Source organism: Herbaspirillum sp. GW822-FHT03A08 (assembly GCF_058801885.1).
Window position 1 is genome coordinate 200,111 of the sequence record NZ_JBXANR010000005.1, and the last position, 25,220, is coordinate 225,330.

At 57.1% G+C, this 25,220-nt stretch carries 22 protein-coding genes and 1 tRNA gene; 13 read left to right on the forward strand and 10 right to left on the reverse strand.

The window, feature by feature from the left end:
- The first annotated feature begins 27 nt into the window (after window positions 1–27).
- From AC1RN6_RS17025 to AC1RN6_RS17035, 3 genes are all read left to right on the forward strand, one after another.
- On the forward strand, window positions 28–291 hold the full coding sequence (locus AC1RN6_RS17025) for a hypothetical protein (RefSeq protein ID WP_493006627.1): 264 nt from the start codon (window positions 28–30) through the stop codon (window positions 289–291).
- 87 nt (window positions 292–378) lie between these two features.
- Entirely contained in the window at window positions 379–651 is a 273-nt protein-coding gene (locus AC1RN6_RS17030) for a hypothetical protein (RefSeq protein ID WP_493006628.1), read from the forward strand.
- 853 nt (window positions 652–1,504) lie between these two features.
- Window positions 1,505–2,041 carry a hemagglutinin repeat-containing protein gene (locus AC1RN6_RS17035; protein ID WP_493006629.1) on the forward strand — a complete coding sequence of 179 codons (537 nt, stop codon included), beginning with the start codon at window positions 1,505–1,507 and terminating at the stop codon, window positions 2,039–2,041.
- Between the two features lie 238 nt (window positions 2,042–2,279).
- Here the strand turns inward: AC1RN6_RS17035 and AC1RN6_RS17040 are convergent.
- Together AC1RN6_RS17040 and AC1RN6_RS17045 are read right to left on the reverse strand one after the other, a co-directional pair.
- A tRNA-Ser gene (locus AC1RN6_RS17040) sits at window positions 2,280–2,369 on the reverse strand.
- 68 nt (window positions 2,370–2,437) lie between these two features.
- Window positions 2,438–3,241, reverse strand: coding sequence for an SDR family oxidoreductase (locus AC1RN6_RS17045; RefSeq protein ID WP_094564082.1), 804 nt, complete (start codon window positions 3,239–3,241; stop codon window positions 2,438–2,440).
- 374 nt (window positions 3,242–3,615) lie between these two features.
- On the opposite strand from AC1RN6_RS17045, the gene AC1RN6_RS17050 reads away from it, so the two are divergent.
- Entirely contained in the window at window positions 3,616–4,380 is a 765-nt protein-coding gene (locus AC1RN6_RS17050; RefSeq protein WP_493006630.1) for a sulfite exporter TauE/SafE family protein, read from the forward strand.
- Here the strand turns inward: AC1RN6_RS17050 and AC1RN6_RS17055 are convergent.
- From AC1RN6_RS17055 to AC1RN6_RS17070, 4 genes are all read right to left on the reverse strand, one after another.
- Window positions 4,371–4,817 (reverse strand): hypothetical protein, encoded by a 447-nt coding sequence (locus tag AC1RN6_RS17055; RefSeq protein WP_493006631.1) that lies wholly within the window; start codon window positions 4,815–4,817, stop codon window positions 4,371–4,373. The genes AC1RN6_RS17050 and AC1RN6_RS17055 overlap by 10 nt on opposite strands.
- A gap of 5 nt (window positions 4,818–4,822) precedes the next feature.
- Window positions 4,823–5,749 carry a LysR family transcriptional regulator gene (locus AC1RN6_RS17060; RefSeq protein ID WP_493006632.1) on the reverse strand — a complete coding sequence of 309 codons (927 nt, stop codon included), beginning with the start codon at window positions 5,747–5,749 and terminating at the stop codon, window positions 4,823–4,825.
- A gap of 98 nt (window positions 5,750–5,847) precedes the next feature.
- On the reverse strand, window positions 5,848–7,320 hold the full coding sequence (locus tag AC1RN6_RS17065; protein ID WP_493006633.1) for a sensor domain-containing diguanylate cyclase: 1,473 nt from the start codon (window positions 7,318–7,320) through the stop codon (window positions 5,848–5,850).
- A gap of 147 nt (window positions 7,321–7,467) precedes the next feature.
- A complete protein-coding gene (locus AC1RN6_RS17070) occupies window positions 7,468–7,824 on the reverse strand; it encodes a VOC family protein (protein ID WP_493006634.1) in 357 nt (118 codons plus the stop codon).
- Between the two features lie 279 nt (window positions 7,825–8,103).
- Here AC1RN6_RS17070 and AC1RN6_RS17075 point away from each other — a divergent pair, with 279 nt between their 5' ends.
- The 6 genes from AC1RN6_RS17075 to AC1RN6_RS17100 all read left to right on the forward strand — a co-directional run bounded on the left by AC1RN6_RS17075 (window position 8,104) and on the right by AC1RN6_RS17100 (window position 14,596).
- A complete protein-coding gene (locus tag AC1RN6_RS17075) occupies window positions 8,104–8,964 on the forward strand; it encodes an HTD2 family dehydratase (RefSeq protein WP_493006635.1) in 861 nt (286 codons plus the stop codon).
- 58 nt (window positions 8,965–9,022) lie between these two features.
- Window positions 9,023–10,183 carry an acyl-CoA dehydrogenase family protein gene (locus AC1RN6_RS17080; protein WP_493006636.1) on the forward strand — a complete coding sequence of 387 codons (1,161 nt, stop codon included), beginning with the start codon at window positions 9,023–9,025 and terminating at the stop codon, window positions 10,181–10,183.
- A gap of 64 nt (window positions 10,184–10,247) precedes the next feature.
- Window positions 10,248–11,438, forward strand: a complete 1,191-nt coding sequence (locus tag AC1RN6_RS17085; RefSeq protein WP_493006637.1) for a CaiB/BaiF CoA transferase family protein — start codon at window positions 10,248–10,250, stop codon at window positions 11,436–11,438.
- Entirely contained in the window at window positions 11,438–12,283 is an 846-nt protein-coding gene (locus AC1RN6_RS17090; protein ID WP_493006638.1) for an HpcH/HpaI aldolase/citrate lyase family protein, read from the forward strand. Before AC1RN6_RS17085 ends, AC1RN6_RS17090 begins: the two co-directional genes overlap by 1 nt.
- Before the next feature lie 144 nt (window positions 12,284–12,427).
- Complete coding sequence (locus AC1RN6_RS17095) at window positions 12,428–13,552, forward strand: zinc-dependent alcohol dehydrogenase family protein (RefSeq protein WP_493006639.1); 1,125 nt, start codon at window positions 12,428–12,430, stop codon at window positions 13,550–13,552.
- A gap of 24 nt (window positions 13,553–13,576) precedes the next feature.
- Entirely contained in the window at window positions 13,577–14,596 is a 1,020-nt protein-coding gene (locus AC1RN6_RS17100) for a TRAP transporter substrate-binding protein (RefSeq protein ID WP_493006929.1), read from the forward strand.
- Between the two features lie 87 nt (window positions 14,597–14,683).
- On the opposite strand, the gene AC1RN6_RS17105 is transcribed toward AC1RN6_RS17100, so the two are convergent.
- Window positions 14,684–15,733: an NADP(H)-dependent aldo-keto reductase gene (locus tag AC1RN6_RS17105; protein ID WP_493006640.1), complete on the reverse strand. Its 1,050-nt coding sequence runs from the start codon at window positions 15,731–15,733 to the stop codon at window positions 14,684–14,686.
- A gap of 130 nt (window positions 15,734–15,863) precedes the next feature.
- On the opposite strand from AC1RN6_RS17105, the gene AC1RN6_RS17110 reads away from it, so the two are divergent.
- The gene (locus tag AC1RN6_RS17110; protein WP_493006641.1) at window positions 15,864–17,096 is read left to right on the forward strand and encodes an MFS transporter; all 1,233 of its coding nucleotides are present in this window, start codon (window positions 15,864–15,866) and stop codon (window positions 17,094–17,096) included.
- Window positions 17,097–17,108: 12 nt separating this feature from the next.
- Here AC1RN6_RS17110 and AC1RN6_RS17115 read toward each other — a convergent pair whose 3' ends face one another.
- From AC1RN6_RS17115 to AC1RN6_RS17125, 3 genes are all read right to left on the reverse strand, one after another.
- Entirely contained in the window at window positions 17,109–17,681 is a 573-nt protein-coding gene (locus AC1RN6_RS17115) for a DUF7482 domain-containing protein (RefSeq protein ID WP_493006642.1), read from the reverse strand.
- 152 nt (window positions 17,682–17,833) lie between these two features.
- A complete protein-coding gene (locus tag AC1RN6_RS17120) occupies window positions 17,834–19,423 on the reverse strand; it encodes an ABC transporter substrate-binding protein (protein WP_493006643.1) in 1,590 nt (529 codons plus the stop codon).
- Window positions 19,424–19,607: 184 nt separating this feature from the next.
- Window positions 19,608–22,625, reverse strand: coding sequence for an EAL domain-containing protein (locus AC1RN6_RS17125; protein ID WP_493006644.1), 3,018 nt, complete (start codon window positions 22,623–22,625; stop codon window positions 19,608–19,610).
- A 578-nt stretch (window positions 22,626–23,203) separates the two neighbouring features.
- On the opposite strand from AC1RN6_RS17125, the gene AC1RN6_RS17130 reads away from it, so the two are divergent.
- The gene (locus tag AC1RN6_RS17130) at window positions 23,204–24,310 is read left to right on the forward strand and encodes an S-(hydroxymethyl)glutathione dehydrogenase/class III alcohol dehydrogenase (protein WP_493006645.1); all 1,107 of its coding nucleotides are present in this window, start codon (window positions 23,204–23,206) and stop codon (window positions 24,308–24,310) included.
- A gap of 1 nt (window position 24,311) precedes the next feature.
- Complete coding sequence (gene fghA / locus AC1RN6_RS17135) at window positions 24,312–25,160, forward strand: S-formylglutathione hydrolase (protein ID WP_493006646.1); 849 nt, start codon at window positions 24,312–24,314, stop codon at window positions 25,158–25,160.
- Window positions 25,161–25,220: the final 60 nt, after the last annotated feature.

Here is a 25,220-nt window from a genome sequence, read left to right on the forward strand (position 1 = left end):
GCGTGCCGAATTGATCTACTTTTTCATTTGGAGCTGATCCAGTTTGGGGGCGTCAAGATTGACAGCCAGGCCAGTGCCGACAAGAACCAGCTCACCACCAATACCCTGGGCTATACCGATCTCAAGAACGAAGCAAGCTACAACACTGTCTCGGCCAGCGTGAGCTTTGGCAATGGCAGCGGTGGCATGGACGGCGGCGCAATGCCCAGCTTGAATCCTCTCGATTCCTTATTACCTGGGGTATTCCGTCACACAACGAAGAAGTGCATGGGCAAGAGATCAAGGCTATAAGGCCATCCTTGCTCCGTCAGCCCAGAATTCCGCAGGAGCTCCAAATTTAATTTCGTTCGAATCTTTAGCAAAAAAAGGAAAAAAGGAATGAGTACCCCAGAGAGAATGAAAGCAGTTCTAGATGCCATCAAAATTGAACGACCGTGGGAAGAAAATGCAATTACAAGGCAGCTATCTCAACTAATACCAAATAAAGAAATGGCCGAAATGATTTGGGCGCTTCAGCGACAATGTTCTATTACTTGGGTCACGGAACCAATGCCAGCGCTTCAAGGCGATAGTATTTGTTCATTGGTACATACTGAAAGTGGGGAGGCGAAAATTTGGGCGATCTTGGAAGCAGCAGGCATGTGGCTCTAAGGCTCAATGTGAGAGGAAAAAATTAATAACTGAAGGTCCAATAATTCTGCGAGATATGACGCTACTGAATAGGATTGAACTATTGCTGCATTTCGCAGAGACTGCAAACAAAGTATGCGTGCGCTTCAGCAATAGGAAGAAGCTTTAAACGACTGCCTTATCGTGGCAGTTTCCACGTCGACCATTTTGACTGCCTCAACTTTGAATTCGTCGATATATCGTTTGTTGCTCATCACTTTTCCTGTTGGTCTAAATCATAGGATGGAGGGTTTTCAAGCTTTTAGCATAGGGGTTATGGATTTGATTTGAAAGATAAAGAAGGGAAATAAGAATGAAGCATTATTATAAAAAAAAATATCGAGAAAAATTGAAAGACTCTTTTACCAAGACATTCGATCAAATATATACACAATATTCCAAGCCAGAGAAAATTATTTATTGGATTATTGTGATGTCAGTTATATTTTTTATTGCATCTGTTTGGATATTTGGTGCTTGGTGGCACTGAGGCCCAAATGATGTTTCGTATGTGAATCTTAAATTGCAAGGTTTGCGAGATTTGGTTAATTGACTTTGATGGATATGAACGAGAAAAAGCTACGAGTATTGACAGAAGTTTTGTTTTTTGTCGGACTGGCTATTATGTATGTCTCCGTTAAATATATAGAGAATAGCTATCTGTCGTATATAGGCCTTTTAGTGGGGGGGGTGTGCACCTGTATCGGTGGATATTCCGCACAAGCTCGAATGTTAAAAATAAAGCTCTTCGATAATACATACGAGAAAGCCAGAAACTCCTATAAAAAAGATAGTGAGAACACTCCGAAGTGAGAACATTTAAAGCCAGCAGGCCGTGAGCCATACCGAAGACAGCTATCGGCGACTGGACGCCGAAGTCTGGCTGTATACAGGCGGCCTGCGTATTTATGGTGTCCTCGACTATCGACAAAGCTCTACCGAGCTGACCAATGTCACGCATGTGGAAACGACGATCGACGCCAACAAGGTGCTCACCATCAAAACCGGTCGCGATGCCACGCTGACAGGCACCGTCGCCACAGCCGATCAGATCAAAGCCGCGATAGGCCGTAACCTCACGCTGACCAGCGAACAGGACACGGACAGCTACCGTCAAAAGCAAATCGGAGGTCAGATCGAAGGCCGTTACGCCTTCGGTAACGACAGCGGCGTTTCCGGCAGCCTGAACTACAGCCAGACCAGCAGCGACTACAAGAGCGTGCAGGAGCAAACCGGGCTCAACGCTGGGAAGGGCGGCTTTGACATCAGCGTCGGCAATCACACGCAGTTGAACGGCGCCAAGATTGATAGCCAGGCCAGTGCGGACAAGAACCAGCTCACCACGAATAACTGTGATTTTTTTATTGGGTAAATTACTCAATATAAACCAATCAGTTTATTTAACGCTGATGATTCGGAGATCAATAGATCGACCGGAATGATAATGAGCGAGAGTCGTTATTGTTGTAGTGATAATATAAAAATGCGGCGATAAGGCCTGTTGCAGCCCTAGTTATTTAACAAGGCTTCGTTTAATAATTTGATGTGGTTTTGATAGTCGAAAATAAAAAAGCCCTGAAATCTCAACGAGATCAAGGCTTTTTGTCTTTTGGCGGAAGGTGTGAGATTCGAACTCACGAAGGGCTTACGCCCTCGCCAGTTTTCAAGACTGGTGCATTCAACCGCTCTGCCAACCTTCCTGCGCAAGCCGCGCATTATACATGACTTGCCCGGCTGCTACCTGTTTTGCTATTTGCAAAATCCCAACTTAGAAAATGCCCGGATAAGCGCCGCCGTCCATCAGCACGTTCTGGCCGTTGATGTAGCCGGCGTGCTTGCTGCACAGGAAGGCGCAGGTGGCGCCGAATTCGTCCGGGTCGCCGAAGCGGCCGGCCGGGGTTTCGGCCATGCGCTGTACCCGGACTTCTTCAGGTGTTTCGCCGGTCAGTTTGGCGGAGCCGACAAAGCTGCTGCGCAAGCGGTCGGTTTCGAAGCTGCCGGGCAGCAGGTTGTTGATGGTCACGCCGCTCTTGGCGATGTGGCGCGAGACACCGGCGACGAAGCCGGTCAGGCCGGAGCGGGCGCCGTTGGACAGGCCGAGGTCGTAGCGCGGGGCCTTGACCGAGCTGCTGGTGATGTTGACGATGCGGCCCCAGCCGCGCGCAATCATCTGATCGACGGTGGCTTTGATCAGTTCGACCGGCGTGAGCATGTTGGCGTCGATGGCCTTGAGCCAGATCTCACGGTCCCAGTCGCGGAAGTCGCCCAGCGGCGGGCCGCCGGCATTGTTGACGAGGATGTCGGGGCCGTGGCCTTTTTCACCGGCGATTTCGTCGACAGCGGCGAGCGCCTTGGCGCGGCCTTCTGGTGTGGCGATGTCGGTGGCGACGGCGATTACCTTGATGTTGCCGAGTGCGCGCAGTTTGGCGGCAGCCTGATCCAGCGCTTCCTGGCCGCGCGCGACGATGACGACGTGCGCACCTTCACGCGCCAGATGTTCGGCGCTGGCGTAGCCGAGGCCTTTGCTTGCGCCGCAGACGAGGGCGATTTTTCCTTGTAGTCCGAGATCCATGATTCCTGAGTCCTTAGTGTTGGGTTGTCACATTCTTACGTGGTCTTGCTTTCGCCGGATTAAAAATTTTCATCCGGCGCTTCTGAGCAGATCGCGTGCTTCGCTTGTGACGGCGAGGTCTGGCTGATAAACTGGCTGGCAGCTTGGGTAGGGCGCGGTTGGATTTGCTTGCGGTCTGGGTTCGGTCTGTTTTATTTCTTGCGGATCAGATAGATCGCCAGCGCGATGATGACGACAACGCCAGCTTCAAGCACAACAACCAGAACGCCGCTACTTCCGTTATTCACGCCTATCTCCTATTGGGTTCGCCAGTTCGGCAAGTCTTCTGAGTTTTACGACGGGGACTTGTTCGGCCAAGTGCGTACTTTACACCTATGACGCATTCTTTGTATCTCGATGTCTTAATCAACTTTGTTCTCGGCGGTGCGCTTGGCGCTGTCGGCGGTTTGTTCGGAATCGGCGGCGGTCTGATCGGAATTCCGGTGTTGGGATTCCTGTATGGCATGGATCAGCAGCTCGCGCAGGGAACCGCGCTGGTGATGATCGTGCCGAACGTGGTGATCGGTTTCTGGCGGTACAAGCAGCGTAACAAGATTGAGCTCAGCTCCGCGCTGCAGATGGCGGTTCCGGCGGTGTTCACGACTTACTTTGCGGCGCGCTTTGCGACATCCATCGATGCGCGTTCGCTGCATCTGGCCTTTGCGATGTTCATGGTGGTGCTGGCGCTGTATTACCTGTGGACGCTGATGCGCAAGCAAAAGGAGATGATTCCGCGCGCGCGTCTTCCGCAGAAATACATTTTTCTCATGGGGATTGCCGCCGGCGCATCGGCAGGCTTCTTTAGTGTCGGCGGTGCGATCGTAGCGGTACCGGGACTGGTGGGACTATTCGGTATGACGCAGACTGCGGCGCAAGGCCTTGGCCTGGCGATGGTCACGCCCGGAACGCTGGTGGCGCTATGGACCTATGCCAGTGCAGGGCATGTTGACTGGAGCGTCGGGATTCCGCTGGCGCTGGGCGGCGTGCTCAGTATTTCGTGGGGTGTCGCGCTAGCGCATCATCTGCCGGAACGGCGTCTGCGCATGCTGTTTTGCGGCGCGTTGATCGCCATCGCGGTGTGGATGATGACTCACGGTTGATTTCGATTTCTTTCTGCCAGGGGAATGCTGACCATCTTTATGTAATATGAAGTGGAGTAGCGAATCTGATTTTTTCTCTCGGTGCTTTTACATTGGTAGGAGAGCAGTTTTTTTCTTGTGATTGTTAATTCACAAGATTCGCTCAGAGGTACTCCCGGAGCGTATTGAGGAAGAATCAAACGATCTTTTTGAATTTCCAGATGATAGACATCTATTGCTCCTGTGGGAGCAAATTGATAATAGTCGTTAACAAGATAGCGATTGTCTTCGAGGCTGATAGATAGAACTCTTCTTGTTTTGATGTCGTACCACGTTCCTTCAAACAATTCTTGTGTGGCCTGAATTTCCTCTTTTGTTTGAGAACGGACCTCATTGGCTGAACTCAATAAAAAAACGGCGATGAATACGCCTATCAGGGAGTTTCGGGAAAACGCCATATTCTTTATGCCGCTTCTTTCTCCACCGGCACCGGCGGCACCTGCGCAGTCTGCTGCCGGATGAATTCCACCAGATCGCGCGCATACAAGGGCAGTGCATCGAGACTCTGGACCACCATGCTGCGCTCGCGCACGCTCCACGGATCGGTCAGTTCGATCAGACTCAACTGCATGGTCTGCTTGTGGCGTAGTGCCGCGGAGTGCGGCACGATGCCGATGCCGACATTGGTCTCCACCATGCGGCACATGGCTTCGAAGCTGCGCACCTGAATCCGCAATTTGAGACGCTGGCCGCTTTCCGACACGATGCGGTTGAGGAAGTGATGCAGCGTGCTGCCTTCGTGCAGGCCGACATGTTCGTATTCCAGTGTTTCGGTAAAGTTTATCTTGCCGCTATCGGCCAGCGGATGTTCCAGCGCAGTCGCCAACACCAGGCGATCCGTGGAAAAATTCAGAATCTCCAATCCCTCTCCCTGCACCGGGCCGGCAACGATGCCGATGTCGGCGGTGCCTTCCTGAATGCCACGCATGATGTCGTGATTCAGCCGTTCTTCCAGTGCAACGTTGACTTGCGGATGCAAGGTCAGAAATTTGCCGAGGATCTCAGGCATGAATTCCGTCACTGCCGTAGTGTTGGCGAAAATGCGGATATAGCCCTTGATGCCGTTGTTGTACTGCTGCATGTCACCCTTGAGGCGTTCGACCTGTTGCATGAATTGTTGCGCATGGCTGAGGAAGGTCTGGCCGGCCGGGGTCAGTTGCACGCCTTTGCTTTCGCGGTAGAGCAGGCGCATGCCAAAGCGGGTTTCCAGTTCCTTGATGCGATTGCTGGTTGCCGCCAGCGACATGTTCATGCGCTCGGCGCTGCGCGTGAGGCTGTTGAGTTCGGCAATCAGGATGAACAGGCGCAGGTCGGTCAGGTCGAATAGCATGATGTCGGTGTCTCTCTGAAATGGTTGCCAGCCTGATGGAGCCGGTCTGTTTTTCCTGACTTATATTACGCCTAAAACGGCAATCTCTGTCGCCCCTGTTATGCGTCGCCGGCAATCACGACGCGATTTCGGCCCTGTTGCTTGGCCTGATAAAGTGCGGCGTCGGCCATCTGGAACAGGCGTTGCGGCGTTGCGGTCTGATCCGGGATGACGACTGCCACGCCGATGCTGGCAGTCACGATATGGAAGGATGAGGCAGTGTGCGGCAAGGCCAGTTGTTCCAATGCGTGCCGAATGGCTTCAGCGATTTTGCAGGCGGCGTCACGATCGGTCATTGGCGCAATGAATGCAAATTCTTCACCGCCGTAGCGCGCCGCGAGATCGGTAGTGCGACGGACCTTGTCATTGAGCAATGCGGCGATGGCGCGCAGACAATCATCACCGGCCTGATGCCCGTAAGTGTCGTTGTAGGCCTTGAAGTAATCGACATCGAGGATGGCCAGCGCCAGCGGTTGCGCGCTGCGTCCGGCGCGGCTCCATTCTGCGGCGAGTACTTCGTCGAAACGGCGGCGATTGGCGATGCCGGTGAGGCCATCGGTTTGACTCAGTGTCGCCAGCTTGCTGTTGGATTCTTCCAGCTCGTGAGTGCGCTGCCGTACGCGGTCTTCGAGGCCGCGTTCGCGTACGCGCAATTCATCGATAAGGATGGAAAAGCCGATGCCGACAATGCATAGGGTCAGAATGAATTCCTGCGCGCGTACGATTTCCAGATGCACGGAGACATCGCCGAACGGTTTGTGGCCGCTGGTCAGCATCATGGAGACGGCGAGCGACACCAGGGCCACCGTCAGTGAAGCCCAGCGCGTGCCGAAGCGCACCGCAACGTACAGCACCATCGGCAGCAAGAGTGTCGGTGTCATCGAGATGCCATCGATGGCACCGCCGTAGGTCGAAAAAATCACGCAGGCCATCACGATGATGACAATGACGGCCACGCCATCAGCCTTGCGCAATTTCACCGGCGTGCTGCCGCCTTGCGTCAGAGCCAGCAGCAAAGGCGTATAAATCATCATGCCGAGCGCATCGCCGAACCACCACAGGCGTGTCAGCGTGAGATAGGGCGTGTCGGTTGCTATCTGGCTCTTGAGCACTGCGGCCGCCATCAGGCTCGCGATCAGGGTGCCGATCAAGGGGCCGGCGACGGTGAACCTGCGCAGGTCCTCGACGCGTTTCAGATCAGACTGCACACCGGCACGGCGCATGAGCAGATAGGTGACGACGACTTCGATCAGATTGATGCAGCCGAGCTGAACGGCAACCGCAGGCGTGAATACAGCAAGATTGGCGGTAGTGTCGGAACAGAACGCCAGCGCCGCCATGAGCCAGGCGCGTTGGCCGCGAAAGCGCATGAGAGCCGCCAGCAGCACGGCGTTTGGGAGCCAGACGACGACTTCGTTTTCGGGGGTGACGGCACAGAAAAAGGTCAGCTTGACGCTGGCGAAATGCACCAGCGGCAGCAGGAGGTAGAACCACCATCTTGGGCGTTCCCATGCCCGGCTTGTATTGTTCATCGCTTCGTTGTGATCGGGGCGCACCGGAGCGGCACTACCGCGATTGTAACGTCAGACAACGCAACGGACCATGGCGGTTCGCTGTGTTTGTGTTGCTATTTTGCGTGTGTTTCCTGATGGAATTTTTTGATGCATTGAAGCGTATCTTCAGCTCTCAATGTGTGCGAGCACATTGACCAGTTTGCCGAAAGGATCCCGGATATAGAAGCGCCGTACACCCCATGGTTCATCGACGGGGCCGTATGCGAGCGGGATGTTCATCTTGCTTACGCGTGACAAGGCGGCCTTAATGTCATCCACTTCAATCGACAGATCCGGCGTCGGCGTCCCCGAGCCGCCTTCCGACGCAAAGCTGATCTGCACGCTCATCTGCTCATCGGAGCCGTAAGTGGCGATCCAGCCGTGATCCATCAGCACATCGAGTCCCAGAAGGTCGCGGTAAAACGATCTGGCCTGATCGACGGTCTCGGTGTGGATGTTGGCGACGATGCGTTTGACCTTCATGGTGTCCTCCTGCCGAAAATGGAAATAGGGAAATCGTGTCGTGGCAGGCACTATAGCAGCAGATTTTTGTGATGAGAATGCGTCGCACGGTCTGGCGCAGCCAGCTTGATTTTGCGGTGAAAATTGCTGCGATCGCACATGTGTGACTTCAGCAAAGCCGATGCCCCCCTTCAGAAAATACAGATTGTTTTGACAACCTCCGGCGCTCAGACTCTGTTGCGTTCCCGAATCACCAGGTTAAAACAGAATGCCAGAGGCAAGCCACGCATATGAGTACATATGAGCACGCATGACATCGACCTGACGCTGTTGCGTCAATGGATAGGCAAGACAGAGTCGCACAGCGACATCATCAATCCGGCTTTCGCGGCGGCGCTGGCGGCGACGCTGGATCATCCGCAGCCACCGGCAGCAGGCGACGCGTTGCCGCCGCTATGGCACTGGATTTATTTCTGGACGGTGTGCCGCCAGTCCGAGGTAGGCGACGACGGCCATCCACGCCGCGGCGGATTCTTGCCGCCGGTGCCGCTGCCGCGCCGCATGTGGGCGGGTGGGCGTCTGCGCTTTGCCGCGCCGCTGCCGATTGGAGCGTCCGCAGTCAAGACCTCGCGCATTGCCAGCGTCGACGTCAAGAAAGGCAAGACCGGCGATCTGGCTTTTGTCACCGTTGCGCATGAGATCGCGCACAACGGCAAAGTCGCCGTTCACGAAGAACACGACATCGTCTATCGCGGTATGCCGCAGCCGGGCGCGGTACCGGTGGTGCCGAAAGCCGCACCGACGGAAGCCGACTGGCGCCGCCGCATCGAGCCGGATCCGGTGCTGCTGTTCCGCTATTCCGCGCTGACTTTTAACGGTCACCGTATCCACTACGACCGCAGCTATGTCACCGGCGTCGAAGGCTATCCGGGCCTGATCGTGCATGGTCCGCTGATCGCCACCTTGCTGGTTGACTTGCTGGGACGCAGCCTGCCGTTGGCGCGCCTGGTGGAATTCAATTTTCGCGCAGTCGGCAGTCTGTTCGACACAGAAGCTTTCGAGGTCTGCGGCAAGCTGTCGGCAGACGGCAAGAGCGCCGAGCTATGGGCGCAGAACCTGCGTGGCGAACTGGCGATGCAAGCGCAGGCCGTGCTTGCATGAACAAGTCATCCAATACTCCATCCGTCAACTAACCAAACAATCAACAGAGGAATCATCCATGTCTCATCAGTCGGACGCTTATCAGGACCTGCGCGATGCCGTGCGCGATCTTTGCAATACTTTTCCGCCGGAGTACTGGCGCAAGGTCGATGAAGCCCGCGGCTATCCTGAAGAATTCGTCGATGCACTGACCAAGGCCGGCTGGCTGGCGGCACTGATTCCTGCCGAGTATGGCGGTTCCGGCCTGGGCCTGACGGAAGCATCGGTGATCATGGAAGAAATCAATCGCACCGGCGGCAACTCGGGCGCTTGCCACGGCCAGATGTACAACATGGGCACCTTGCTGCGTCACGGCTCCGAGCAGCAGAAGCAGCTGTATCTGCCCAAGATCGCCAGCGGCGAACTGCGCCTGCAATCGATGGGCGTGACCGAGCCCACCACCGGCACCGATACCACCAAGATCAAGACCGTCGCCGTGAAGAAGGGCGACAAATATGTCGTCAATGGGCAGAAGGTATGGATCTCGCGCATCCAGCATTCCGACCTGATGATCCTGCTGGCGCGCACCACGCCGCTCGATCAGGTCAAGAAAAAATCGGAAGGCATGTCGATCTTCCTGGTCGACCTCAAGCACGCCATCGCCAATGGCATGTCGGTGCGGCCGATTCTCAACATGGTCAATCACGAGACCAACGAGCTGTTCTTCGACAACCTGGAAATCCCGGTTGAAAATCTCATCGGCGAAGAAGGCAAGGGCTTCAAATACATCCTCGACGGCCTCAACGCCGAACGTACGCTGATCGCTGCCGAATGTATCGGCGACGGCTATTGGTTCATCGACAAGGCGGCGCAATATGCGAAAGAACGCATCGTCTTCGACCGGCCCATCGGCATGAATCAGGGTGTGCAGTTTCCGATTGCGGACAGCTATATCGAACTGGAAGCCGCCAACCTGATGCGCTTCAAGGCCTGCGAATTGTTCGACGCCCATCAGCCCTGCGGCGCGCAAGCGAACATGGCGAAATTCCTTGCTGCCAAGGCATCGTGGGAAGCCGCCAACGTCTGTCTGCAAACGTACGGTGGTTTCGGCTTTGCCTGCGAATACGACGTCGAACGCAAGTTCCGCGAAACGCGTCTGTATCAGGTCGCGCCGATTTCGACCAACCTGATTTATTCCTACGTGGCCGAGCACATCCTCGGATTGCCGCGTTCGTTCTGATGCGCTGAGGCTCCTGTCCGCTGACGCATTCGTCTCCATCAACTTTTCAGGCAAGAGAAAAATCATGATGCAATCCTTACGCCCTCTCGAAGGCATTACCGTCGTCAGCCTGGAGCACGCCATTGCCGCGCCGTTCTGCACACGCCAGCTGGCCGACATGGGTGCGCGGGTGATCAAGGTCGAACGTCCCGGCGTCGGTGACTTTGCACGCGGCTACGACGAACGCGTCAATGGACTGTCGTCGCATTTTGTCTGGACCAACCGCTCCAAGGAAAGCCTCACGCTCAATCTGAAAGATGAAGAGGGCAAGGTCATCATCGACAAGCTGCTGTCCGAAGCCGACGTGCTGGTGCAGAACCTGGCGCCGGGCGCGGCGGCGGGGCTGGGCTTGTCGGCGGCGGTGCTGCACAAGAAGAATCCGCGTCTGATCGTCTGCGATATTTCAGGCTACGGCGAGAACGGTCCTTACCGCGACAAGAAGGCCTATGACTTGCTGATCCAGAGCGAAGCCGGTTTTCTGTCGGTGACGGGAACTGCTGATGAGCAGGCGAAAGCAGGTTGTTCCATCGCCGATATTGCCGCCGGCATGTACGCTTATTCACACATCCTGGCGGCACTCATAAAACGCGGCCGCGATGGTGTGGGCAGCCATATTGATCTGTCGATGCTGGAGTCGCTGACGGAGTGGATGAGTTTCCCGATGTACTACGCCTATCAAGGTGCATCGGCGCCAGTGCGTTCCGGTGCGGAACACGCAACGATTTATCCTTATGGTCCGTTCAAGGCGGGCGACGGCAAGGTCGTGATGCTGGGCTTGCAGAACGAGCGCGAGTGGAAGGTGTTTTGCGAATCGGTGTTGAAAGATCCTGCGCTGACGTTAGATACGCGCTTCTCGACCAATTCGCGCCGGCATGAGAATCGTGCCGAACTGCGCCAGCTGATCCTCGACATGTTTGCACCGCTGACGGCGGAACAGGTAGTGGCCCGGCTTGACGAAGCGCAGATCGCCAACGCTCATGTCAACACCATGCAGGACCTGTGGCAGCACCCGCAACTGGCGGCGCGTGAACGCTGGGCCCAGGTGGGATCGCCGGCCGGAACGCTGCCGGCGTTGCTGCCGCCCGGCGTCAACAATACGTACGACTTCCGCATGGATCCGATCCCTGCGCTGGGCCAGCATACCGACGCCATCCTCGGCAAGCTCGGTTACGCCCAGGCGCAGATCGAGCAGATGCGCGAGCGCGGAGCGATCTGATGTCATCCGCCGCTTCGGCCCGTTCCTATCTCTTCGTTCCCGCCAACCGGCCGGATCGCTATGCAAAGGCATTGGACAGTGGCGCAGACGCCGTGATCGTGGATCTGGAAGACGCGGTTGCGCCGTCGCTCAAGACGCAGGCGCGAAGCTCCTTGGCGGACTGGCTCGCTCAACAAGCGCAAGCACCTGTCAATCTGTGGGTGCGCGTCAATGCGGCCGACACGCCATGGCATGCTGATGATATTCGTTGCTTCGCCGATGCACCTGCGGGAAGCATTGCCGGCATCGTTCTGCCCAAGACCGAAGACTGCGACACGATTCGCGCTATCGGTCAGCACTTCACCGGATTGCGAAGCCAGTCTCGCGTGCTGCCGCTGATTGAGACAGCGGTCGGCATCGCGCAGATGCGGCAGATTGCGCAAGCTGAGCACGTCGAGCGGCTGGTATTCGGTTCCATCGATCTGCAGGTCGATCTTGGTATTCAGTGCGAACCGCTGGAGAGCGAGCTGTCGCATCTGCGTATCGAGATGGTGATCGCGTCAAGGCTGGCGAATATTGCACAGCCGGTGGATGGCGTAACGACCGGTTTTGATGATGTAGCGTTTCTGGCGGCCGCGGTCAGCCGGGCGCGGCGTAATGGTTTCGGAGCGAAATTGTGCATTCATCCGCGTCAGGTGGACATCGTCAATCAGGGTTTTCTGCCGAGCGAGGAAGAGATGATCTGGGCGCGCGCCGTGATGGATGCCGTGGCAAAGAGCGACGGCGGGGCGATCTCCCTGAACGGCAAGATGATCGATAAACCGGTGATCATGCAGGCAGAGCGCTTCCTGCGCCGGCAAAGGTAGATGTCTGATAAAAAATGAAGTGCGGCAATAGTCGAATTGCGGACAAAAATAGGGTAAAACGGAGGTCGGAGTTAAAACGTATTATCCAATTTGCAAGCCCATACCATGCGGCTATAAACGCATCATCCGAAAAGGGAGACAGACATGAAGATCCAGGCAGCAGTACTACGAGAAATGACCACGGTAGAACCTTTTGCCAGCAGTCGGCCGCTGCAGATTGAAGAACTGGATCTCGACGCCCCGGGACCGGGCGAGGTGCTGATCAAAATGCGCGCCGCCGGCTTGTGCCATTCCGATTTGTCAGTGATTACGGGCGCGCGTCCGCGTCCGGTGCCGATGGCGTTGGGCCATGAGGCTTCAGGCGAAGTGGTGGAGGTCGGCGCCGGTGTCAGCGATCTGCGTCCCGGCGATCTCGTCGTGCTGGTGTTTGTACCGAGCTGCGGACATTGCATGCCCTGCATGGAAGGCCGTCCGGCATTGTGCGAACCGGGGGCGGAAGCCAACACGAAAGGCCAGCTGCTATCAGGCGCCATGCGTTTGCGCGGGCACAACAAAGTCATCAACCACCATCTCGGCGTTTCTGCGTTTGCAGACCATGCCGTGGTGTCGCGCCGCTCCTGCGTCAAGATCGAAGCCGATATCGATCCGATTGAAGCCGCCTTGTTTGGTTGCGCCGTATTGACCGGCGTCGGCGCCGCAGTCAATACCGCCGAAGTTAAAGCCGGGACAACGGCTGCCGTGCTCGGCCTGGGCGGTGTCGGCTTGTGCGCCATGCTGGGTGCGCTGGCTTCCGGTGCGCGCGAGGTGATTGCGATTGATCTGCATGACAGCAAGCTGGAACTGGCGAAATCGCTCGGTGCAACCGCGACGGTCAACGCGCGTGATCCCGACGCCGTGGAAAAGGTCAAGGCGCTGACCAAGGGCGGCGTCGACTACGCCTTCGAGATGGCTGGTTCGGTGCAAGCCATGGAAGCGGCCTACCGGATGACACGCCGCGGCGGCATGACGGTGACGGCCGGTTTGCCTGCACCGGATCAGAAGTGGGCCTTGCAGCAAGTCAGCCTGGTGGCGGAGGAGCGTACGGTCAAAGGCAGCTATATCGGTTCGTGTGTGCCGGTGCGCGATATTCCGCGTTACATCGGCTTGTATCAAAGCGGGCGGCTGCCGGTTAACAAATTGATGGGGCAGCGTCTTGCCCTGTCTGATATCAACAGCGGCTTTGACCGTCTGGCTTCAGGGGAAGGATTGCGTGACTTGATTGTTTTTTGAGGTACAACGAGGAGACAAAGCATGATGAAAAAAATATTTACCGCTGCAACGACGGCGGTAGTGTTGGCATTGGCAGGACAGCCGGGGTCGGCACAGGCTCAGACGCAGCAACCGATCGTGATCAAGTTCAGCCACGTCGTGGCGAACAACACGCCCAAAGGCAAGGGCGCAGAACGCTTCAAGCAGCTGGCGGAAGAACGCACCAAAGGCCGCGTGAAAGTGGAGGTCTATCCCAACAGCCAGCTCTACAAGGACAAGGAAGAGCTGGAAGCGCTACAGCTCGGCGCTGTGCAGATGCTGGCGCCGTCGCTGGCCAAGTTCGGTCCGCTCGGTGTGAAGGAATACGAAGTATTCGACCTGCCGTATATCTTCCCGAACCGTGCCGTGCTGGCGCGCATCACCGAAGGTCCGATCGGGCAGGGGCTGTTCAAGAAACTGGAAAGCAAGGGCATCAAGGGACTGGCCTATTGGGACAACGGCATGAAGGTGATGACCGCCAACAAGCCGCTGCACAAGGTTGACGATTTCCGCGGCATGAAGATGCGCATTCAGTCGTCCAAGGTATTGGATGAGCAATTCCGTGCCCTGAAGGCCAATCCGCAGGTGCTGGCGTTTTCCGAGGTATATCAGGCCATGCAGACCGGCGTGGTCGACGGCAGTGAAAATACGCCATCCAACATCTATACGCAGAAAGTATATGAAGTGCAGTCGCAACTGACCGTTTCCGATCACGGCTACATCGGCTATGCCGTGATCGTGAACAAGAAGTTCTGGGACAATCTGCCACCCGATATTCGTGCGCAGCTGGAGTCGGCGATGAAGGATGCAACACGTTACGCCAATGCCATCGCCCAGCAGGAAAATGAAGACGCGCTGGCAGCGATCAAGGCTTCCGGCAAGACCAAGGTCTACTATCTGACCGATGTGGAAAAAGCTGAATGGCGCAAGGCTCTGCTGCCCGTGCATAAGTCGATGGAGTCGCGTGTCGGCAAGGATCTGATTCAGGAAATTTACAAAGAAACGGCGACATTGGGAAGTAAATAAACGGCAGGAACTTTATTCGCTCCCCGTAAAAAAAGCCCACCGGTATGCGCCGGTGGGCTTTTGTTTTGACGACTGACAATCGAAGAATCAGGGCGCAGGATTCGGCTGCGTCTTGTGGATCGCTTCGATCTGTTCAATGATTTCCGGCGACAGTTGCACCGACAGGCTGTCGATGTTGCTGCGGAGTTGTTCCATCGTGGTTGCGCCGATGATGTTGGAGGTGACGAACGGACGGCTGTTGACGTAGGCCAGGGCCAGTTGCGCCGGGTCGATGCCGTGTTTGCGCGCCAGGTCGACATAGGCCTGAGTGGCGGCGATTGCCTGTGGGTTGCTGTAGCGTGCGAAGCGTTCGAACAAGGTCAGGCGACCGGCGGCCGGGCGTGCGCCGTTTTCGTATTTGCCGGACAGCATGCCGAAGGCAAGCGGCGAATAGGCCAGCAAGCCGACCTGTTCACGGTGGGAGAATTCGGACAGGTTGATTTCAAAAGAACGGTTCAACAGGTTGTAAGGGTTCTGAATCGTGACGACGCGTTCGAGGTCGAACTTTTCCGCTGCGCGCAAGAACTGGGCAACACCCCATGCCGTTTCGTTGGACAAGCCGATGTGGCGGATCTTGCCGGCCCTGACGAACTCTGACAGGATGCGCAGGGTTTCATCGATGGCAACAGTCTCTTCGTCGGCGATGTGCGCATAGTTGAGCTGACCGAAGCAGTTGACGCTGCGATCCGGCCAGTGCAATTGATAGAGGTCGACGTGATCGAGCTGCAGGCGCTCAAGGCTGCCGTTGAGTGCATCGGTCAGGCCTTTGCGGTCGAAGTTGTTGATGCCGCCGCGGATATGGCGCGGGTTGTGCGGTTTGCGTGCGGGGCCCGTAGCCTTGGTAGCGATCAGCAACTGGTCGCGCTTGCCGGATTTCTTGAGCCAGGTGCCGAGATAGCGTTCGCTCAGGCCCTGGGTTTCGGCCTTGGGCGGCACAGGATACATTTCGGCGACATCGATCAGGTTGATACCGCGCTCGATGGCGTAGTCAAGCTGCGAGTGCGCTTCGGCTTCTGTGTTTTGTTGACCCCAGGTCATGGTGCCGAGCGTGATCAGGCTGACGTTGATATTGGTGCGGCCAAGAGGGCGGTATTGCATGGATGAATCCTTTCGGAAAGCTGACAAGGCACGACAAGACGTGGACAGACGGCGTGCGGGAAATGAAGTAGTATATCCGCGCGTGAAACTTCGCGCAGCACCCTTCACCGCATAAGAATATTTCCCGCCAATGACTTCCTCCATCGCTCCGGAACAGCTGTTACACCATCGCTCTTTTTGTTTGTTCTGGCTGGCAAGCGTGGCCTCGACGATTGCGCTGCAAATGCAGATTGTCGCCGTGGGCTGGCAAGTCTACCAATTGACGCACAGCGCCTTCGACCTCGGCATTGTCGGACTGGTGCAATTCATTCCTTCCCTGTTCCTGGTGTTCATCGTCGGGCATGTCGCCGACCGTCATGATCGCCGTCAGGTGGCGCGCCTCAGTATTCTGGTGGAAGCGATTGCCGCGGGTCTTCTTGCTGCGGGCAGCATCGGCGGCTGGCTGAACAAGGAGGCGATTTTCGCGATCGTGTTTGTAATCGGCGCAGGCAGGGCATTCAGCAAACCGACGATGTCGGCGATGCTGCCGACCTTGATGCCGCCGTCGCTGCTGCCGCGCGCCGTCGCGGGATCCGCATCGGCCACACAAGTGGCGATCATCGTCGGTCCGGCGATGGGCGGCTTTCTCTATGTGGCGGGACCGTCGGTGGTGTATGTCACCAGCTGCATCATGTTTATCTTGTGCAGCGTGCTGGTGTCGCTGATCAAGGTCGAGACACCGCCTTCCAAACGTGAGAATGCGACGCTTAAATCGGTGTTTGCCGGTATCGCCTACATTCGCAGCAAACCGGCGATTTTTGGCGCGATCTCTCTCGATCTGTTTGCAGTGCTGCTGGGTGGCGCAACGGCCTTGTTGCCGGTGTATGCGCACGACATCTTGCATACGAATTCCGTCGGTCTGGGCCTGCTGCGCTCGGCGCCTGCGGTGGGGGCTTTGTCGGTCGCCTTGTTCCTGGCGCGCAATCCGCTGAGAGGCCGTATCGGCCGCACCATGTTCATTGCGGTTGCAATCTTCGGCTGCGCGACGATCGTGTTTGGTTTGTCCAATTCCTTTGTCGTGTCGCTGCTGGCGCTGGTGGTGCTGGGCGCCTCGGACATGATCAGTGTGGTGGTGCGCTCAACCTTTGTACAGCTGGAAACACCGGATGAAATGCGTGGCCGCGTGAGCGCCGTCAATTCAGTGTTTATCGGTACGTCGAATCAGTTGGGTGAATTTGAGTCCGGGCTGACAGCGGCGTGGTTCGGCGCTGTGCCGGCGGTGCTGATCGGCGGCATCGGCACGCTGGTGGTGGTGGTGCTGTGGATACGCTTGTTTCCGCAATTGTTTCAAGTCGACCGCTTGGCGCCGGTCGACAAAAAATAGGGCTCAGAACGATCAGGGCTCCGGATCCTGATTGGCGAGATGGATGCGGATGTTCGGCAGGGTGCCGCCTTCCGCTGAAAACACCACCGGGCAATTGACGATCAGACCGGTCTTTTCAATGCTGACCTGACCGGCTTCTTCCGCGGCCAGCACTTCTTCTTCCGACTTCAATACGTGCGGCTGCTTCCCCGGCAGCCAGCTCACCTTGTGCACCTGCCACAGCGGCGAATAGTTGACGTTTTCGCTGCCTGCACCTGTAGGCTGCGGCAAGGAAGGCAACACGCCGCCTTGCTTGAAATTCACAAATGAATAGATGCGCTCGACGGCACCCGGTTGTCCCGGCTGGCGCTGCTGGTTGATGGCGTTGGCCAGGCGCGGTACATAATTGGCACCCATGTCGGCGGCGGCTTTTTTATCGGACACATCGGTGGTGACGTAACGCACGATCTTGCCGTCATACCAGCCGGAGATCAGTGGCAGTTCAACCACATCGCCGGTTTGCTGTGCTTGTGCGGCAGATAAAGCCGACAAGCCGGCGCAGAGGAGGAGTGAGGGGAGAGCCATGGGCAGGAGGTTTTTTTTCATGTCCGATACCTTCGATTGAGTCTGTCAGTCTGCAAATATGAATTGGTCGTCATTCTGCTCCAGATATTACAGACACTAAGCAAAGGCCAAGAAAAAAGGCCTGCGGCAAGAATGCCGGCAGGCCTTTTTTTCGTCATGAGACGAATGCTGCGTTATTGCGGATGGAACTGATGCGCGAAGGTGAATTCATCAATACGCGGCGTGTACTTGATGCCCTTGCGTACGGCCCATGTTGCGTACTGGTGGTGCAACGGAATTACCGCGTAATCAGTCAACGCCACGGTTGCCGCCTGCTTGGCGAACTCCTGGCGCTGCTTTTCATCCACGGATGCCAGCGAGGACTGGACCAGCTTGTCGACTTGCGGGTTGCTGTATTTACCCCAGTTCCACGAACCCCAGCCGGTGCTGGCATCGGCAGTGCCGACCAGCGTGCGCAGGCCAAAGTCGCCTGCCAGTGTGCCCCAGCCCAACAGAGAGACGCTGAAGTCGCCGTTGCGGGCTTTACCGAAGTAGACCGACAGCGGGAAGGTTTCGACCTTGGTCTGGATGCCGACGCGGCTCAGGAATTGCGCGACGGTTTGCACTACGCGCTCATCGTTGATGTAGCGGTTGTTCGGACCGTGCAGGGTTAGCGCAAAGCCGTTCGGATAACCGGCGGCGGCCAGCAGTTTCTTGGCGCCTTCAGGATCGTACTTCTCGACCTTCAGGTTGTCCGCATAGCCGAGGATGCCAGGTGCAACGATATTGGAAGCCGGTGTGCCGAGGCCTTCCAGCGTGCGCTCTGTCAAAGCCTGGCGGTTGATGGCCTTGGAGATCGCCTGACGGACGCGGATGTCCTTCAGCGGATTCTTGTCCAATGGCTTGCCGGACTTGTCGGTGATATCCGGCGTCTTGTCGCGCGACTGATCCAGTGTCCAGAAAATCGTGCGCCACGAGGTGCGTTGCACCAGCGAGAATTTCGGATTGGTCTTCAGCTTCGGTACGTCGGCCGGCGGCACGCTGTCGATGGCGTCGACTTCACCTGCCAGCAAGGCAGCCAGACGCGCACCGTCGGAAGTCAGGATGCGGAAGGTGACTTTGTCCCAGTCGGCTTTGCCGCCCCAGTAGCTGTCGTTACGCACCAGCTCGATGCTGTCGCCGCGCTTGAAGCTGCCAAACTTGAACGGGCCGGTGCCGATCAACGCCTTGCCGCTGTTGAAGTCTTCGGTAGTGGCGTTTTGCGCGGCCTTCTTGGAAACAATGAAAATGGTGCTCACATCCAGCGCCAGCGGGCCGTACGGCGTCGCGGTCTTCAGACGCACGGTGTAGGGATCGACGATCTCTTTGGCGACGATCTGCTTGGTGTAGCTGGTGAACGGGCCGGGGCTGTTCGTCAGCGTGGCAGGGCGATCCAGCGAGAACACCACGTCTTCCGCTGTGAAGTCGGAGCCGTCGTGGAACTTGACGCCGTGGCGCAGTTTGAATTCCCAGGTGGTCGGATCAATGGCTTTCCACGATACGGCGAGGCCGGGAATCAGCTTGCCGGTGGCATCGACATTGACCAGCGCATCGAACAGGTGCGACGACAGCGAGATGTTCGGGGCGATGTTGTTGAAGTGCGGATCAAGCGTGGAGACGTCGGCAAACAGACCGATCTTGAGTTCGGCAGCTGCGGCGGAATGCGCAGTCAGCGGCAGCGCGACGGTGGCGGCGATGCCGCTGAACGCCAGGCTGAGCAGTTTTTTCTTGAAAGACAATGCCATCACAACTCCCTGTAAAAATGATGTAAATCAGGCTGCTTATTCTAAGAGTACTTGTTGATTCAGGTGCAACAATATTCCTATTTGCTTATGCGAGGAGTAAATAACATTCGCAATGTACATGCAATAAGAGTTTTATGCAGAAGGCGGCGAGCTTGCAGTCATCGCACCGGGAGCCGGATTGATGTCAGATCTTCGGTTGCGCGTGCAGTTGCAGCATCTGCACGAAGGCGGCATGCGGTATCGGCCGGCTGAAGTAGTAGCCCTGGTATTCGTCCGAACCGAAGATTTGCAAGGCTTGCAGCTGCACTTCAGTTTCGACGCCCTCTGTCACGACCTTCAGATTGAGCGCATGCGCCATCGCAATGATGGCCTGGACGATGGCGCTGCCGTTGGCGTCGTGCGGGATGTCGGTGATGAAGGAGCGGTCAATCTTGACGTTGTCGACAGGGAAGCGCTTCAGATAGGCGAGGGAAGAATAGCCGGTGCCGAAGTCGTCAATCGAAATCGTGAAGCCCAGCGCGCGGATGCCGTCCATGATGGCGATGGCTTGCTCGCGATTGTGCATCACCATGCTTTCAGTGATTTCAAATTCCAGGCTGGAGGACGACACGCCGCGCGATTGCACCACGCGCTGGATATCCGCCAGCAGGTTGTCGTCATTGAACTGGCTGCCGGCCAGGTTGATGGCGATGCGGCCGAAGGCAAGGCCCAGTTTGTTGAGCAAGTCGATGTCGACGCAGGCGCGGTCCAGCACTTGCAGCCCGATCTGATCGATCAGCCCGGCTTCCTCCGCCAGCCCGATGAATTCACCCGGCGGCAACAGGCCGCGCACAGGATGCTGCCAGCGCACCAGCGCCTCGGCGCCGACGATGCGCGAGCTCTTGAGGTCGACCTTGGGTTGGTAATGGACGACAAATTCCTGGCGTTCGATGGCGCGGCGCAGCTCGGTCTCGAGCGCGATGCGTTCGATGGTGTGGGTGTTGACTTCGTCGGAATAGAAACGGTAGTCGTCCTTGCCCTTGTGTTTGGCGCGGTACATGGCGATGTCGGCGTTCTTGATCAGCGTCTGCGCGTTGCCGCCGTCAGTCGGATAGGTGGCGATGCCGATGCTGGTGCTGAGCTGGCATTCGTGACCGCTGATGTCGAAGGGCTTGCGTGCTTCCATAAGAAGCTTTTGTGCGATTTCGCCGAGTTGCAGAGGATCTTCGTAATCGTCGATCAGCACGATGAACTCGTCGCCGCCGACACGTGCAAGGATATCTAGTTCGCGCAGGCAATTGCGGAAGCGGATGGCTATTTCACGCAACAAGGCTTCGCCGGTTTCATGGCCGAAGGTGTCGTTGATGTTCTTGAAGCGATCAAGGTCCATCAGGAACACGGCGACCTGGCCGCCGCGGTGCTCGGCATGCGCAATGGCGTTGCTGATGTGCTGCGTGCAGAGGAAGCGGTTGGGCAGGCCGGTCAGTTCGTCGTAGTGCGCGAGATGGCGGATGCGTTCTTCGGCTTTACGGCTTTCAATGGCCACGCTGGCAAGATCGGCCACGACGCCGGCCAGATGCAGGTATTCGCTGCTGGGCAGGCCGTGTTCCTTGAGCAGCGCGGCGAATACGCCCATGACCTGGCCTTCCTTCCCGATGATCGGCCAGGAACCGCAGGACGGAAACTCCTCGGTGTTGATGAACTTGCGCGCGTTCTCCATGGACGGGTCGGTCAGGATATCGCCCACCACATGCGGCTTGCGGGTGATGACCGCCTCACTGCTGGCGCCATTGCCGTGGGCGATCGGCATGCTGAGGTAGCCGTCATGCGTGCGCTCGGACAGGCGCGAGGTGTAGATGGCGGCGAGGTGCGTGGATTCGTCGTTGAGCATCAGAATCGAGCAGACGCTTTGCGGAATCTGGGAATCGGCAAATTGCACGATCTCTTTGAGGATGTCTTCCAGATCGGCATCGGTCATGACCAGATGCAGGATGCGGTTCTGCGTCGTTTGCAACAGCTCGGCGCGTTTACGCGCACTGATGTCGCGCAGAATGGCGAAGATGGCGTAGCCCTTGTCGAGCTCGGTGCGGTTGATGGTGACGTCGGTATAGATGATCTTGTGGCGCCGTACGGTTACCCATTCAAACTGCTGCGGCTCGCCGGCAATGGCTTTCTCGATGAGCGCCATGATGTCCGGCTGTTGCAGTTGCAGGGCGCTCTGGCGCGAGAACAGGCCGACTTTCTTGCCGATGATCCGCTGCTTGTCCGGCACGCCGAAAAAACGGAGCGCGGCGGCATTGCAGTCGATGTAAAGCATGTCCTGGCTGATCAGGACGATGGGGTCATTGCCGTCGTCATAGAGCTGACGGTAGCGATGTTCGCTTTCGGTCAGCGCGTCGTCGCGCTTTTGTTTGTAGTTGTAATAGATCATGAAGGCGATCAGCGCCAGCACGATAAAGCCGCTGATGCCGATCGACAGAAGAACACGGTTGAGCGTGCGGCTCTTCCACGGCGCGAGCACGTCGTCCATGCGGCGCGAATATACGGCCACCATCGAGGAGTCGGGAATCTTCTTGTAGGTGAAAAGCAGATACTCGCCGCTGAGCATGGAGTGTTCTGCAAACGCACCTTCGTCGGCGCCGTTGCGGATGTTGATCATGCTCCTGGCGTCGCGCAGGCTTTTGTCTACCCACGTCGGTTCGAACGGCGAACGAATCATCAGCGAGCCGTCAATCTTGCGCAGCGAGACGATCGCCCGGTAGTTGGTGATGCGTTTATAAAAATCGAAGAAGTAGCTGACTTTGAGCTCGGCCACGATCATGCCGACATGCTGGCCGCGCACATACAGATTGCGCGAGATCGGCAGGATCAGTTCTTGAGTGGAAGGGCTCTTGATCAGCTGGCCGACGAAGTAGGACGGTTTGGCGGGATTGGCGTCGATCTGGCGTAGTTGCAGGTCGCTGAGTTCGATTTCGGTGGCGCCCACGCGCATTGAACTGGCACGGCTGACGCCGGTCAGGTCGACGAAGCGCAGCGCCTGCACAGGCGGCAGGATCTGTTTTTCGTGCGTCAGCAATTGGTACAGGGCAACGTCGTCTTCAAGGATGTGCTGGTCGGCGATCTGGATCGACATCGCCGTGGAGTTCAGCATGCGGTCGACGTCGACAAGTATCCTTTCAGCGTGTTCTTCGACGCTGCGTACGGCAACCATCGAACTGCTCATCTCCGAATCGATGGTTAACTGACGATCCTGCCGGACTTCCCACCATGTCTGGGCACTGATGACCGCGATAACAAATGCGACGAAGAAAAACAAAGTCCGCAGCGTGCTGGTTGCTCTTCCTGGCTTTTTCCCTTTTCCCATGTGGCGAGTATTGAATTTTGTTGCGTCAGCCAACTATTCAGAACATCTGGTCCCTGCGCGTTGTTTTTATTGCCTTGCGAGGGGGCGCTTGCAAGTCCGTAACAAATTTTGTTTCTTCTATGAATTGCTCGCTATGGTTCAACCATACCGTATGCAATGATCTTTGTCATCCATCTAACAAATCGGATTCCATTTGCGGCGAGAAAGTTCGCGCAGATCGGCAAACAGATTCGGGCAGCGAATGAGAGCGCTTCTCTTTTGCGCCTGTCAATTCTTTGTGGCAATGCGATAATACGAGCCTTCAAGCAGCTTTCAATACAGGTCCGACCAGTTGATTGCGCCGCCCGGCTGAGTGCAGGTGCGGCTGACGGCATTGGCGGACGCAGGCGTGCATAAACAATCTCGGTAATTTTCCATCAACAGATCAAAGGACAGAAATGAAAACCAAAGCAGCAGTCGCCTGGCAAGCAGGCAAGCCATTGACCATTGAGGAAGTCGAACTGGGCGGCCCGAAGGCCGGTGAAGTGTTGGTCGAAATCAAGGCAACCGGGATTTGCCATACTGATTACTACACGTTGTCCGGCGCTGACCCGGAAGGCATTTTTCCGGCGATTCTCGGCCATGAAGGTGCTGGCGTGGTGGTTGATGTCGGTCCCGGCGTCAAGAGCCTGAAGAAGGACGACCACGTCATCCCGCTGTACACGCCGGAATGCCGCGAGTGCAAATTCTGCCTCTCGCAAAAAACCAACCTGTGCCAGGCGATCCGTTCGACCCAGGGCCGCGGCCTGATGCCGGATGCGACCAGCCGTTTCTCGCTGGACGGCAAGCCGCTGTTTCACTATATGGGTACGTCGACGTTTTCCAACTACATCGTGGTGCCTGAGATCGCGCTGGCGAAGATTCGTGAAGACGCACCGTTCGACAAGGTTTGCTACATCGGTTGCGGCGTGACCACCGGCGTCGGCGCAGTGCTGTTTACCGCCAAGGTGGAAGCGGGCGCCAACGTGGTCGTATTCGGCCTGGGCGGCATCGGTCTGAACGTGATCCAGGCCGCCAAGATGGTCGGCGCCAACAAGATCATCGGCGTCGATCTGAACCCCGGCCGCGAAGCCATGGCGCGCAAATTCGGCATGACCGACTTCATCAATCCCAAGGATGTGCCGAACGTGGTCGACGCCATCATCGGCCTGACCGACGGCGGCGCCGACTACAGCTTCGAATGCATCGGCAACACCACTACCATGCGCCAGTCGCTGGAATGCTGTCACAAAGGCTGGGGCCAGTCGATCATCATCGGCGTGGCGGCAGCCGGCCAGGAAATCAGCACGCGTCCGTTCCAGCTGGTGACCGGTCGCGTCTGGAAGGGCTCGGCCTTCGGCGGCGCGCGCGGTCGTACCGACGTACCGAAGATTGTCGACTGGTACATGGAAGGCAAGCTCAACATTGACGACCTGATCACGCATAAGCTGCCGCTCGAGCGTATCAACGAAGGTTTCGATCTGATGAAGAGCGGCGAGTCGATCCGTTCCGTCGTCGAGTTCTGAGATGGCGCTGGAACTGTTGAGCGAGCACCGTTGCTTCGGCGGCGTGCAGGGCTTCTACAAGCATGACTCGCAAGAGATCGGTCTGCCGATGCGCTTCTCGGTGTTTGTGCCGCCGCAAGCAAAACAAGGGCCGGTGCCGGTCCTGTTCTATCTTGCCGGCCTGACTTGCACCGAAGAGACCTTCATGATCAAGGGCGGTGCGCAGCGTATCGCGGCTGAACTGGGCGTCATGCTGGTGGCGCCGGATACCAGTCCGCGCGGCGCGAATATCCCCGGCGAAAGCGATGCATGGGATTTTGGCGTGGGCGCCGGTTTTTATCTGGATGCCACGCAAGAACCCTGGAGCAAGCATTACCGGATGGGTTCGTATGTTGCGCAGGAGTTGCGGCGGCTGGTGCTTGCGGAGTTTCCTGCGGATGCCGATCGCGCCGGCATCTTTGGTCATTCCATGGGCGGTCACGGTGCGTTGACGCTGGCCTTGCGCAATCGCGACGTTTATCGTTCGGTGTCGGCCTTCGCGCCGATCGCTGCGCCGTCGCAATGTCCGTGGGGCGAAAAGGCCTTCGGCAATTATCTCGGCGGCGACAAGGCCGCATGGCTGCAATACGATGCAAGCGCGCTGATGCAGCAACTGCAGACGCCATTCCCGCAGGGTATCCTGATCGATCAGGGACTCGGCGACAAATTCCTGGAGCAGCAGTTGCTGCCCGAGGCTTTTGAGGCGGCTTGTGCGCAGGCGAAGCAACCGCTGACCTTGCGCCGGCATGAGGGCTATGACCACGGTTATTACTTCATCTCGACCTTCATGGAAGACCACTTGCGGTTTCATCACCGCATTTTGTCGGCCTGAGCAAACTGGCCAACGTAATAAAAAAGCGCTCGTTCTTATCAGGAACGAGCGCTTTTTCGT